This window comes from Nonomuraea indica (genome assembly GCF_002850745.1).
Lineage (GTDB): Bacteria > Actinomycetota > Actinomycetes > Streptosporangiales > Streptosporangiaceae > Nonomuraea > Nonomuraea indica.
Map to the genome: position 1 here is coordinate 279460 of NZ_KZ559470.1, position 12198 is coordinate 291657.

Annotated in this window: 14 protein-coding genes; 6 read left to right on the forward strand and 8 right to left on the reverse strand. The window is 73.2% G+C overall.

Features of this window, described 5'->3' with window-relative positions; all coding sequences use genetic code 11:
- Positions 1-424 (reverse strand): DUF3090 domain-containing protein (locus tag CXR44_RS16080; RefSeq protein WP_245899199.1); only part of this gene is annotated, 424 nt, incomplete at its 3' end.
- A 9-nt stretch (positions 425-433) separates the two neighbouring features.
- On the reverse strand, positions 434-1120 hold the full coding sequence (locus tag CXR44_RS16085; protein ID WP_101786992.1) for an MSMEG_4193 family putative phosphomutase: 687 nt from the start codon (positions 1118-1120) through the stop codon (positions 434-436).
- Positions 1121-1184: 64 nt separating this feature from the next.
- Between CXR44_RS16085 and CXR44_RS16090 the strand changes: the two genes are divergently transcribed.
- Both CXR44_RS16090 and CXR44_RS16095 read left to right on the forward strand, forming a co-directional pair.
- Positions 1185-2132 (forward strand): aldo/keto reductase, encoded by a 948-nt coding sequence (locus tag CXR44_RS16090; RefSeq protein ID WP_101786835.1) that lies wholly within the window; start codon positions 1185-1187, stop codon positions 2130-2132.
- Positions 2133-2306: 174 nt separating this feature from the next.
- The gene (locus CXR44_RS16095; RefSeq protein ID WP_101786836.1) at positions 2307-3191 is read left to right on the forward strand and encodes a hypothetical protein; all 885 of its coding nucleotides are present in this window, start codon (positions 2307-2309) and stop codon (positions 3189-3191) included.
- 329 nt (positions 3192-3520) lie between these two features.
- Here CXR44_RS16095 and fabI read toward each other — a convergent pair whose 3' ends face one another.
- A complete protein-coding gene (fabI, locus tag CXR44_RS16100) occupies positions 3521-4285 on the reverse strand; it encodes an enoyl-ACP reductase FabI (protein ID WP_101786837.1) in 765 nt (254 codons plus the stop codon).
- 2 nt (positions 4286-4287) lie between these two features.
- Entirely contained in the window at positions 4288-4983 is a 696-nt protein-coding gene (gene fabG, locus CXR44_RS16105) for a 3-oxoacyl-ACP reductase FabG (protein ID WP_101786838.1), read from the reverse strand.
- A 77-nt stretch (positions 4984-5060) separates the two neighbouring features.
- Here fabG and CXR44_RS16110 point away from each other — a divergent pair, with 77 nt between their 5' ends.
- Positions 5061-6554, forward strand: coding sequence for a TldD/PmbA family protein (locus CXR44_RS16110; RefSeq protein WP_101786839.1), 1494 nt, complete (start codon positions 5061-5063; stop codon positions 6552-6554).
- A 32-nt stretch (positions 6555-6586) separates the two neighbouring features.
- Entirely contained in the window at positions 6587-7942 is a 1356-nt protein-coding gene (locus tag CXR44_RS16115; protein ID WP_101786993.1) for a metallopeptidase TldD-related protein, read from the forward strand.
- Here the strand turns inward: CXR44_RS16115 and CXR44_RS16120 are convergent.
- Together CXR44_RS16120 and CXR44_RS16125 are read right to left on the reverse strand one after the other, a co-directional pair.
- Positions 7926-8969, reverse strand: coding sequence for a linear amide C-N hydrolase (locus CXR44_RS16120; RefSeq protein WP_101786840.1), 1044 nt, complete (start codon positions 8967-8969; stop codon positions 7926-7928). The two genes, CXR44_RS16115 and CXR44_RS16120, sit on opposite strands and share 17 nt — an antisense overlap.
- Positions 8970-9042: 73 nt before the next feature.
- Entirely contained in the window at positions 9043-9255 is a 213-nt protein-coding gene (locus CXR44_RS16125; protein WP_101786841.1) for a dodecin, read from the reverse strand.
- A gap of 99 nt (positions 9256-9354) precedes the next feature.
- Here CXR44_RS16125 and CXR44_RS16130 point away from each other — a divergent pair, with 99 nt between their 5' ends.
- On the forward strand, positions 9355-9669 hold the full coding sequence (locus CXR44_RS16130; protein ID WP_101786842.1) for a DUF3099 domain-containing protein: 315 nt from the start codon (positions 9355-9357) through the stop codon (positions 9667-9669).
- Positions 9670-9982: 313 nt separating this feature from the next.
- Here CXR44_RS16130 and CXR44_RS16135 read toward each other — a convergent pair whose 3' ends face one another.
- A complete protein-coding gene (locus CXR44_RS16135) occupies positions 9983-10240 on the reverse strand; it encodes a DUF6457 domain-containing protein (protein ID WP_101786843.1) in 258 nt (85 codons plus the stop codon).
- Positions 10237-10881, reverse strand: coding sequence for a molybdenum cofactor guanylyltransferase (gene mobA / locus CXR44_RS16140; protein ID WP_101786844.1), 645 nt, complete (start codon positions 10879-10881; stop codon positions 10237-10239). Before mobA ends, CXR44_RS16135 begins: the two co-directional genes overlap by 4 nt.
- A gap of 193 nt (positions 10882-11074) precedes the next feature.
- Between mobA and CXR44_RS16145 the strand changes: the two genes are divergently transcribed.
- Positions 11075-12127, forward strand: a complete 1053-nt coding sequence (locus tag CXR44_RS16145; RefSeq protein ID WP_101786845.1) for an LLM class F420-dependent oxidoreductase — start codon at positions 11075-11077, stop codon at positions 12125-12127.
- Positions 12128-12198: the final 71 nt, after the last annotated feature.

Consider the following 12198-nt stretch of genomic DNA (forward strand, 5'->3'; position numbering starts at 1 on the left):
GGGTGAACGCCCGCGCGGCCCCCGCGCTGATGCGGACCCGGAGCACGGCCGGCTCGGGCGCGTCGAGATCCTCCTCGTCGACGATCTCCTGCGCTTCGATGACGACCTGCGACGTCTCCGGGTCCCACGCCAGCGCCATGGTGCCGACCCGGAAGTCCTCGGCCAGGGGCACGTCGAGGGGGCCGTCGTCGGCCAGGTCGGCGGGTGCCAGGGCGGGCACGTGGGCGGTGCCCCCGCTGCGCCGCAGCACCTCGTCGAGCAACTCGTCCAGCCTGCCCGCGAGTGCGGCGACCTGGAGTTTCTCCAGCGCGACCGTGGTCAGTCTGCCCTCGGCTCTGGCCTGCAGAAAGAAGGCTCGGGCGCCCGGTTGCCCCAGGGCACCGGCCACGAACCTCTCTGGTGGGTCGTAGTCGAAGACCGGCATAGCCTGACCTTACGTGGTCCCGGGTCCGCCGCCGACGGCGGCATCGCTCCCGGTGATGTTTTCTCCCCCGTCTTTCTCCTCCGAATCCTCGGGTAGCCGCAATTCCCCCATATCGTTAAGCCTGCTGAGAAAGGGACGCAAGGGGGCATAGCGAATGACGGTGAGAGCGCCTGGATCGGCGGTTATCCGCTGAAAATGATCGAGGTGCAGGCCCAGGGCGTCGGCCACGATCGCCTTGATCACGTCCCCGTGGCTGCACACCAGGTAGACAGCCTTCTCCCCGAGGCGGCGGTTCCAGTCGCGGACCGCGGCCACGGCCCGGTGCTGCATGTCGGCCAGCGACTCCCCGTCCGGGAACGTCGCCGCGCTGGGGTGGGCCTGCACGACCTGCCACAACGGGTCCTGGGCCAGTTCCTTCAGCGGCCGCCCGGTCCACTGTCCGTAGCCGCACTCGACGAACCGCTCGTCGATGCGTACGTCCGTCTCCCGTCCCTCGGCGACCGCGCGCGCCGTCTCCACGCACCGCTCCAGCGGGCTGGAGACGATCGCGTCGAGCCGGACGCCGGCGACGCGTCCGGCGAGCGCGGCGGCCTGGGCGCGGCCCGCGTCGCTGAGATGGACTCCGGGGGTGCGGCCGGCCAGGACCGGCCCGGTGAGCGCGGTGAGCCCGTGGCGGGCGAGAAGCAGCGTCGTCACGGGCCCAGTGTCGCAGGCGAGGATCACGGCGTTTCACCGGCCCGGACGGTAACCTGGCGGGACCATGCAGCAACGCTATGTCGGCCGTAGCGGCCTGTCGGTGTCCCGCCTGGGGCTCGGCACGATGACCTGGGGGCGCGACACCGACGCCGAGGAGGCGTCGGCACAGCTCCGCACGTTCGTGGACGCCGGCGGCACGCTCGTCGACACCGCCGACGTCTACACCGGCGGCGACGCCGAACGCCTCCTCGGCCGGATGCTGCGCGACTCGGTGCCCCGCTCCGAGCTGGTGATCTCCACCAAGGCCGTGGTGACCCCGTTGGGCCGCCGGCCGCGCGACGCCTCCCGCCGCCACCTCATCGCCGCCGTGGACGCCTCCCTGGCCCGGCTCGGCGTCGACTACGTCGACCTGTGGCAGCTGCACACCTACGACGAGGAGGTGCCGCTGGAGGAGACGATGGCCGCGCTGGACGCGATCGTCTCCTCCGGCCGCGCCGTCTACGCGGGCGTGTGCGACTACACCGGATGGCAGCTCGCCGCGGCGGCGGTCACCCAGCGCGCCGTGCCCGGGCGCGTCCCCGTCACCTCGGCGCAGGCCGAGTACTCCCTGCTCGCTCGCGAGCCCGAGCGGGAGCTGCTGCCCGCCGCCGAGCACGTGGGCGCGGGCGTGCTGGCCTGGTCGCCGCTCGGCCGCGGGGTGCTGACCGGCAAGTACCGCACCGGCGTCCCGTCCGACTCGCGGGCCGCGACCCCGCACTTCGCCGAGTTCGTCCGGCCCTACCTCGACGAGCGCAGCCGCCGGGTGGTCGAGTCGGTGATGACGGCCGCCGACGGGCTCGGCGTCTCCCCGGTGGCGGTGGCGCTGTCGTGGGTGCGCGACCAGCCGGGGGTGGCGGCGGCCATCGTCGGCGCCCGCACCCGCGGCCAGCTCGCCGGGGCGCTGGCGGCCGAGGAGGTCGTGCTGCCGCGCGAGATCCGCGAGGCGCTCGACGACGTCTCCTCCCCCGACTGACGGCCCCGACTGACGGCCCCGGCTGACGGCCCCGACGACGTGCGCCCAGGCGAACGAGAGTCGGCCTCGCGTGTCACTAGTCCATACCAGATCGCGCCATTGACGAGAAACACCTGCCTCTCACGCTCGATGTCCGTAAAGATTTCCTTTGGAAGGCGAGGCGGGAGGGGACCGATGGGGAGCAGGACCGCGATCTCGGCTGGGGTCCTGGCGGTGGCGCTGGTGGCGATACCGCTCGCCCTGCCGGCTTCGGCGGCCCTGGCGCGCGACTGCCCCAGCGGCGGCGGCCTGCTCGGCGGCGTGACCGACGCGGTGTGCGACACGGTCGGAAAGGTCACCGGCACGGTCGACACGCTCACCGGCGACACGCTCAAGCCCGTCACCGACGGCCTCGACGACACGACCGGCAAGGTGCTCGGCAAGGTCGGCGAGGTGGCTCCCACCAGCCGGCCCGACAGCGGCGCGCGGTCCGCCGAGACCGGCGCCGAGACCGGCACCCGCCCGTCCGAGCCGACCCTGCTGCCCGAGCCGCTCCCCGACGTGTGCCTGCCCGTGCTGTCCTGCGCCGCCTACCGGCGCGGCGCCGGCGACCCGGCGACCCCCACGCCCGAGGTCTCCAGCTCCGCCCCCCGGCCCGCCCGGTCGTCCGAGCCCGACGACGACGGCAGGATGGAGCGGCGCGAGCGGGAGGAGACGGCGGTGGCGCCGCCCACCGGCGCTCCCCGCCATCCCGACAGCGAGCCGCACACGCTCAACTCCGAGCCGGCCGGCGAGCCGGTCACCGACGAGCCGACGGCCGACCCGGACGACGCGCGCATCGAGCTGCTGTGGCCCAACCCGCTCGTCAAGGACCTCACGCTGCCGCTGGGCGACCGGGAGGTCGTCCGGCCCAGCACGCCGGCCTCCGACGTGCTGGGCACGTCGCTGACGATCGCGCTGCTGGTGTCGGCCATCGCCGCCACCCGCATCGTGCAGCAGCGCCGCCAGCGGACCGAGCAGGCGGAGTCCATCCCCTTCGAGCCCGCCCCGGCCAACACCGGCCGCCACCGCCTGGCCTGACGCCCTGCCGCCCCTCGGCGGCTCACGCCCCACGAAGCACGCGGTCCCGGCGCACGCTCGTCCGTCCGGTCACCGCCCCCGGCTCCACGGGCTGGTCGTCGACCACCCGTACCCCCGAGCGCTCCGAGACGGTCATGGGGCGCAGCGACAGGACGGACCGAGCCCCAGAGCCCGGAACGCCCATAGCCCCCGGAACGCCGGTAGCCCCCGGAGCGCCCGAAGGGCCGGGGGCAGGGCGTGTCCCGCGTGCGCGCGGAGGCGCGTGGACGGGGCGGCGGAGCGCCGTGCGGTGGGGCCCGCCGCGTGTGGCGTCCCGGCGGGGCGGCGGGTCAGGCGCCGATGGCGTGCACGCCGCCGTCGACGTGGACGATCTCGCCCGTGGTGGCGGGGAACCAGTCGGACATCAGGGCGACGCACGCCTTGGCGGCCGGGACCGTGTCGGACAGGTCCCAGCCGAGCGGCGCCTTGTCCGGCCAGCTGTCCTCGAACTCCTTGAAGCCCGGGATGGACTTGGCGGCCATGGTGCGCAGCGGGCCCGCGGCGACCAGGTTGACCCGGATGCCCTGCTTGCCGAGGTCGCGGGCGAGGTAGCGGGAGGCGGACTCCAGGCCGGCCTTGGCCACGCCCATCCAGTCGTAGACCGGCCAGGCCTTGGTGGCGTCGAAGTCGAGGCCGACGACGGCGCCGCCCTCCTTCATCAGCGGCAGGCAGGCCACGGCCAGCGACTTGAACGAGTAGGTGGACACGTGCAGGGCGGTGGAGACGTCGTCCCACGTGGTGTTGAGGAAGTTGCCGCCGAGCGCGGTCTGCGGCGCGAAGCCGATCGAGTGGACGACGCCGTCGAGGCCGTCGACGTGCTCGCCGACGCGGGCGGCGAGGGTGTCGAGATGCTCGGTGTTCTGGACGTCGAGCTCCAGGACGGGCGCCGGCTGCGGGAGCCGCCTGGCGATGCGCTCGACGAGGCTCAGCCGGCCGAAGCCGGTGAGGACCACGGTGGCGCCCTCCTCCTGGGCCAGCCTGGCGACCGAGAACGCGATCGAGGCGTCGGTCAGCACACCGGTGACGAGGATGCGCTTGCCTTCGAGGATGCCCATGGTCAGTGCCCCATTCCGAGTCCGCCGTCGACCGGGATCACGGCACCGGTGATGTAGGAGGCGTCGTCGCCCGCCAGGAAACGGACCACGCGCGCGACCTCGCCCGGCTTGGCCTGCCTGCCGAGCGGGATGTTCTTGACGATGGCCTCGGAGTCGAGCCCGGCCGTCATGTCGGTCTCCACGAAGCCGGGCGCGACCACGTTGACCGTGATGCCGCGCGAGCCGTACTCGCGGGCCATGGAGCGGCCGAAGCCGATCAGGCCCGCCTTGGAGGCGGCGTAGTTGGTCTGGCCGGCCGATCCCGACAGGGCCACGACCGAGGAGACGAGGATGATCCGGCCGCGCTTGAGCTTCATCATCGGCCGGATGGCGCGCTTGGCGACGCGGTAGGCGCCGGTGAGGTTGGCGTCGAGGACCTCGGTGAAGGTCTCCTCCTTCATCATGGCGAGGAGGGTGTCCTTGGTGATGCCGGCGTTGGCGACCAGCACCTCGACCGGGCCCTGCTCGGCCTCGACCTTGTCGAAGGCGGCCTCGACGTCGGCCGTGCTGGTGACGTCGCAGCGCACCCCGAACAGCCCTTCCGGGGGCTCTCCCGATCGGTAGGTGACGGCGACGGCGTCGCCGGCCGCGGCGAGTTCGCGGGCTATCGCGAGGCCGATGCCGCGATTGCCTCCGGTGACGAGAACAGAGCGTGCCATGGCACCAGACGCTATCTCGTACCGGCCGGTAGGCGCTTGTCCGGGTGGCACAAGATCACAGGGTTAGGATCGTGGACATGCGCCAGATCGATCCCGACTTCCTGGAGCTGCCGCTGCGGCAGCTGGCCGACGCGGCCCTGCAACGCGCTCGCGACCTCGGTGCCGAGCATGCCGACTTCCGGCTCGAACGGGTCCGGTCCGAGACCCTGAGCCTCTACGACACCCGGCTCGAAGGCGCGATGGACGCCGACGACCTGGGCTACGCGGTGCGCGTGGTCAAGGGGGGCACGTGGGGGTTCGCCTCCGGCATCCTCCTGACGCCGCAGGCGGCCGCCGCGGTCGCCGAGCAGGCGGTGCGGGTGGCGGAGGTCAGCGCCCCCATCAACCGCGAGCCGATCGAGCTGGCCCCCGAGCCGGTGCACGGCGAGGTGACGTGGGTGTCCTCCTACGAGGTGGACCCGTTCACGGTGCCGTCGGCCGACAAGGTGGCGTTGCTGGCCGAGTGGTCGGCGGGGCTGCTGAAGGGCGCCGACCACGTCTCGGCCCGGCTGCACCAGGTCAAGGAGCAGAAGTTCTACGCCGACACGGCCGGCACGGTCACCACCCAGCAGCGGGTGCGGCTCCACCCGAGGCTCAACGCCATGAAGGCGGCCGACGGGCGTTTCGACGACATGTCGACGATCGCCCCGCCGGTGGGCCGCGGCTACGAGTACCTGACGGGCACCGGCTGGGACTGGGCGGCCGAGCTGGCCGAGCTGCCCGAGCTGCTGGCGGAGAAGCTGGCCGCGCCGTCGGTCGAGGCGGGCGAGCACGACCTGGTGATCCACCCGTCCAACCTGTGGCTGACCATCCACGAGTCGATCGGCCACGCCACCGAGCTGGACCGGGCGCTCGGCTACGAGGCGGCCTACGCCGGCACCAGCTTCGCCACGTTCGACCAGCTGGGCGAGCTGGTGTACGGCTCGCCGCTGATGAACGTGACCGGTGACCGCACCGTCGAGCACGGCCTGGCCACGATCGGCTACGACGACGAGGGCGTGCGGGGGCAGTCGTTCGACATCGTCCGCGACGGGATCCTGGTCGGCTACCAGCTCGACCGGCGGATGGCGCTGCTGAAGGGGTTGGGCCGGTCCAACGGGTGCGCGTTCGCCGACTCGCCCGGCCACATGCCGATGCAGCGCATGGCCAACGTCTCGCTGGCCCCGGCGCCGGGCGGCCCGTCCACCGAGGAGCTGATCTCCGGCGTGGAGCGCGGCCTGTACATCGTCGGTGACAAGAGCTGGTCGATCGACATGCAGCGCTACAACTTCCAGTTCACCGGGCAGCGCGCCTACCGCATCTCGGGCGGCAGGCTGGCCGGGCAGGTGCGCGACTTCGCCTACCAGGCGACCACGACGGACTTCTGGCAGTCCATGGAGGCCGTCGGCGGTCCGCAGACCCACCTGCTGGGCGGCGCCTTCAACTGCGGCAAGGGCCAGCCCGGCCAGGTCGCGCCGGTCAGCCACGGCTGCCCGTCCGCCCTGTTCAAGGGTGTCCGGATCCTCAACACCGTGCAGGAGGGTGGAAAGTGAGCATCACCGACGGTTCGCCGTCTCCGCAGGAGATGGTGGAGAGGGCTCTGAAGCTGTCCACCAGCGACGGCTGCATCGTGCTCGCCGACGAGGGCTCCACCGCCAACCTGCGCTTCGCCGGCAACACGCTCACCACCAACGGTGTCGCCCGCTCCGCCCGGCTCACCGTGATCGCGATCGAGGGTGACCGCGTCGGCGTGGTGTCGCGCGCCGCCGTACGGGCCGACCAGCTCGCCGACGTGGTCGCGGCGGCCGACCGGGCGGCGCGCGAGGCGCAGCCGGCCGAGGACGTCCGCCCGCTGGTCGAGGGGGTGCCGGCCAGCCCGTCGTGGGACGAGCCCGTCACGCCCACCGACATCGGGGTGTTCGAGGGGTTCGCGCCCGCGCTGGGCGAGGCGTTCGCCGCCGCGGAGGCGGGCGGCAGGAAGCTGTACGGCTTCGCCGAGCACTCCAGGACCACGACGTTCCTCGGCACGTCGGCCGGGCTGCGGCTGCGCCACGACCAGCCGACCGGCCGGCTGGAGCTCAACGCGAAGTCGGCCGACCTCAAGCGGTCGGCGTGGACGGGCGTGGCGACCCGTGACTTCGCCGACGTGGACGTGGCGGGCCTCGACTCGGCGCTGTCGCGGCGGCTGGAGTGGGCCAAGAACCGGATCGACCTGCCGGCCGGCCGCTACGAGACGCTGCTGCCGCCGAGCGCGGTGGCCGACCTGATGCTCTACATGCTCTGGTCGGCGGGCGCCAGGGACGCGCTCGACGGCCGGTCGGTGTTCGCCCGGCCGGGCGGGGGCACCCGGGTGGGCGAGCGGCTGGCCACCCTGCCGGTGACGCTGTCCGGTGACCCGTCGGCGCCGGGCATCGAGTGCGCCCCGTTCGTGGTCGCGCACGCCTCCAGCCGCGAGTCGTCGGTGTTCGACAACGGGCTGCCCCTGTCGCCCACCGACTGGGTGAAGGACGGCACGCTGGCGGCGCTGCTGCAGACCCGCCACTCGGCGGAGCTGAGCGGGCTGCCGGTGACCCCGATGATCGACAACATGATCATGACGGGTCCGGAGGGCGGGCGGTCGCTGGAGGAGATGATCGCCTCCACCGAGCGGGGGCTGCTGCTGACCTGCCTGTGGTACATCCGCGAGGTCGACCCGCAGACGCTGCTGCTGACCGGGCTGACCCGTGACGGGGTCTACCTGGTGGAGCACGGCGAGGTCGTGGGCGAGGTCAACAACTTCCGCTTCAACGAGAGCCCGGTCGACCTGCTCGGCCGGATCACCGAGGTGGGCGCCAGCGCGCAGACGCTGCCGCGCGAGTGGAACGACTACTGGACCCGGGCGGTCATGCCGGCGGTGCGGGTGCCGGACTTCAACATGTCGACGGTCAGCCAGGCGAGCTGACCGGGCTCGCGGCGGCTGCGATCGCGAAGGTGTGGACGCGGCTCCACCGCTGCCCGGTGACGATCCGGGCGGTGCCGGCCTTCAGGTCGTAGACGACCGACCAGCGGGTGTGCGGCTGGGCGACGCGGCGCAGCAGGCCGAGGGCGTCGGCGCGGGTGCCGATGCCCTCGGTGAGCGTGCGGTAGCGCGTGTCGGCGAGGCGGGCGCGGCGGTCGGTGCCGGCCATCGTGATGTTGGTGAGGACGCGGTCGTCGATCACGTGCATCCGGCCCTGCCCGTACTCGACGACCGCCGAGCGGCCCGAGCGGTCGGCCAGGAGGTAGTGCACCTGGGGGCCGCCGGTGAAGTCGACGTCGTAGCGGCGCATCAGCGTGAGGGCCTCCTCCACGGTGGCGGCGCGGTCGAGGACGAGGCGCATGATGCGCACGCTGCTCACCCGGGCGCGGCCGGGTGTGCGGGCCGGGAGCTCGGCGTCGGGCGTCTGGGCGAGGCCGACGGCCAGGCCCTGGTCGTTCATGCCGTCGAAGGGCGACAGGACGGCGTGGCCGAGCCGCCTGCGGTCGGCCGCGTCCTTCAGGTCGGCCGGGCCTGTGCCGCCGAGCAGGTAGGACACGTCCACGACGCTCAGGGAGGCGTGGCCGTCGGGCGGGTCGGCGCGCACCACCATGGCCGGGTTGGGGTCCCAGTCGAAGTTGCGGCCGAACTCCGCGCCCCGGTGGAACAGGGAGCAGGCCCAGCCGTCCTCGCCGCGGCCGAGTTCCTCGTCGGTGAGCGGCGCCTCGATGTCGTAGCCGCCGTGGTAGGTCATCTCGTACAGCGGCAGGTCGTCCACCTGGCGCAGGCTCGCGATCGTGCGGGCGCGCTCGGCGGGCGTCTGGCGCAGCAGCGAGGCGCTCCGTTCGGCCTGCCGCGGCGCGGGGGTCGGGGGCGGGCCGCCCGTGGGTGAGCCGCTCCCGGGCGCGCAGGCGACGGCTGACGGCACGGTCAGGATCAGCGCCGCCAGCAGCGCCGCGGTGGGGGAACGCATGGTCGCAGTGTCCCGTCCTGGGCCCGGCTTGTCAGCTCCCGTACGGGAAAGGCCGCCTACCGGGCCCGGCCGGTCAGGCGTCCTCGAGCCGGAATCCCACCTTCATGCCCACCTGGAAGTGGGCCACCTCCCCCGCGTCGATGTGCCCGCGGATCTCCGTCACCTCGAACCAGTCGAGGTGACGCAGCGTCTGCGCGGCACGCCTGACGCCGTTGCGGATGGCCTCGTCAACGCTCTCACCCGACGTCCCGACTATCTCGGTGACCCGGTACGTTCGATCCGTCATCTCCGCACCCTCCTTACTCGAAGGCCATGATCGCATGACCAGTCCCGCCCGTCGTGGGGGCCGTCGCAACCGGCATGTCCGAGGTCTACCGTGGGAAGCATGAAGTGGGGACGTAGGAAGCAGGACGTCCATCAGGTCACCGACGCCCGGCCCTCGCTGAGCGCGGACATCCACAGCCGCGAGATCCGCTACCTCATCAAGATGGGCATCCGGACGATCTGCCTGATCCTGGCGGTCGTGGTGCCGTTGCCGTGGCCGTACCGGCTGCTGTTCATCGCCGGCGCGGTCTTTTTGCCATACATAGCCGTAATCGGGGCCAATGAGAGGGGAAGGGATGCTCCTCCCCCGACCTTTCAGACCCCTGGAGCTAACCAAACCGAGATACCGATGCACCGACGCGAGATCGGGTCGTGACTAAGTCTTGACGCATCCCATGGGTTGTAGGTGTACGCTTTAGCCAAGCACTCCGGTCCCCCGTCGGAGTGCTGGTGCCGGCGTTCCGGGCCCCCGTCGGAACGCCGATGAAGCGACGCCGGGTGGTTTGCCCCCGTAACCACCCGGCGTCGCCCTTTTCCGGGGTTGATCCTTCTCGCGGACGATCGTTCCGTCGCCGCGACCCCGTCCGATAGGACTGCTTTCCCGAAATCGTTTACCTGCCGGCGCGTGCGAAATTCACAGGAAACTTTCAGGTTCGGACGGGGCTTGACATCGCGAGTTGAACCTGGTGTCAGTCTCCTGTCAGAGTCTGGGCGGTCGCCTCACCCCAGTTGGCCGCCAACGTCTTCAGCCGCGCCACGGCGTCCTGCGGCGCGGTGCCGGCCCCCTCGGCGAGGCCGAGCAGATAGGCGGTCAGCGGCGCGGCGGGCCGGGCGACGCCGTGCGCCACGTCCTTGGTGAGGTCGAGGATCAGGTCGCGGTCGACGCGGGCCGGGTCGACGCCCAGCTCCTTGCAGGCCAGTGCGGTCCACTCGTTCAGCACGTTCATCGGGGTGCCGGCGCGCGCCCGGGGCCGTCGGGGCCCGGGAGGCGCACCTCCTCCTGTCGTCGGGAAGGGACACGGGACGTGTCCGTGAGTCGGGCGTGGTTCAGGTCGTCCATTGTGTCGCAGTCGAACCAGGCCGGCTCGGGCAGCGGCACCCGGGCCGCCACGAGCGGGCCGAGCAGGCCGCGCAGCGACCGGCCCCGGTAGCGGCCGAGGGCGTCCCGCAGCGCGTCGGCGTCCCAGACGCCGAGAAGCCACTGCTCGCGCCCGTCGCCGTCGACGGCCACCGCTCCGCCGGGACGGCCGCAGGCGTCGAGGAGCGCGCCCACGTGGGAGGGGTCGAGGAAGGGCAGGTCCCCGGCCAGCAGCGCCACCCGCTCCGCCGTGACCTCGCGCAGCCCGGCTCGCAGGGCGGGCACCGGGCCGCCGCCGGGCGGGTCCTCCCGGGTGAACACGACGCCGGGCAGCTCGCGGGCGGGCCCGACGACCACCACCCGGCCGGCACCGGGCACGGCCGCCGCGACGCGCTCCAGGAGGGTCCGGCCGCCCACGGCCAGCCCCGGCTTGTCCACCCCGCCCAGCCGTCGCGCCTCTCCCCCGGCCAGGATCACCGCGTCGTACCCGCCGCCGGTTCCGTCACCCATGCCCCCACCGTACGCACAACCCGCCCACGCCGTACGCCCAACCCGCGCGTACCGTCCGCCCACCCCGCGCCGTACGCCCAACCCGCGCATACCGTCCGCCCACCCCACGCGCCGTACGTGGGGCTGGTGCCGGGGCGGGTTGTGCGGGACAGTGTCGTTCAAGATCGGTGTTTCCTGGTTCGAGGAGGCTGCGGTGCGGCTGGGGTTCAGCATCGGGACGTTGGGGCCGGTGGCGGCCGGGCACGAGGCGCAGCTCCGGCTGGTGCGGGAGGCCGAGCGGCTGGGGTTCGACTCGGTGTGGGCGTCGGAGGGCTACGGGGTGGATCCGGCCGCGACGCTGGCGTGGCTGGCGGCGGGCACCGAGCGCATCGGGCTGGGCAGCGGGGTGCTGCAGGTGTCCGCGCGGGCGGCGGTGGCGGCGGCGATGTCGGCCGCGACGATCGACCGGCTGTCGGGCGGCCGCTTCCTGCTGGGGCTCGGGGCCTCCGGCCCGCAGGTGGCCGAGGGCTGGCACGGGCGACGCTACGAGCGCCCGCTGGCGCACCTGCGGGACTACGTCGCGGTGGTGCGCACGGCGCTGGAGGGACGGCCGGTGGCGCACGACGGGCCCGAGATCACGCTGCCGTTGCCCGGCGGTGAGGGCAAGGCGCTGACGATGACGGTGGGGCCGGTCCGGCGGCCGTTGCCGGTGCACCTGGCCGCGATGGGGCCGAAGGCGGTGGAGCTCGCCGGGGAGGTGGCCGACGGGTGGCTGCCCATCCACTTCCCGCCGGAGCACGTGGCGGAGATGTCGGCGCGGCTGGCGGCGGGCGCGGCCCGCGCGGGGCGTCCGGCGGCCGAGGTGGAGGTGTCGCCGATGGTGATGGCCATGGTGGACGACGACCCCGACTACGCGCGGGACATGGTACGGCCGATGCTGGCGCTGTACGTGGGCGGGATGGGCAGCCGGGGGGTGAACTTCTACAACCGGCTGGCCGTCCGGCTCGGGTTCTCCGCCGCCGCCGAGCGGGCGCAGTCCGCGTACTTCGAGGGCGGGCTGGGAGCGGCCATGGAGGAGCTGCCGGACGAGTTGGTGGACGCGTTGTGCCTGTGCGGGGATCCGGGCCGGGTGCGGGAGCGGCTGGCCGCGTACCGGAAGGCGGGGGCGACGCGGCTGATCGTCGGCCTGAACGCGCCGACGGTGGAGGACCGGCTGGAGCAACTGGCGTGGCTGGCGGAGCTCAAGGACGGGACGGACGGGGGCTGAGCCTCCCGACGGCCGGACCGGCCCCGTGCGCGGGGCCGGACGGGCCCGGCCCCGCGCGCTGCGTCACGGCC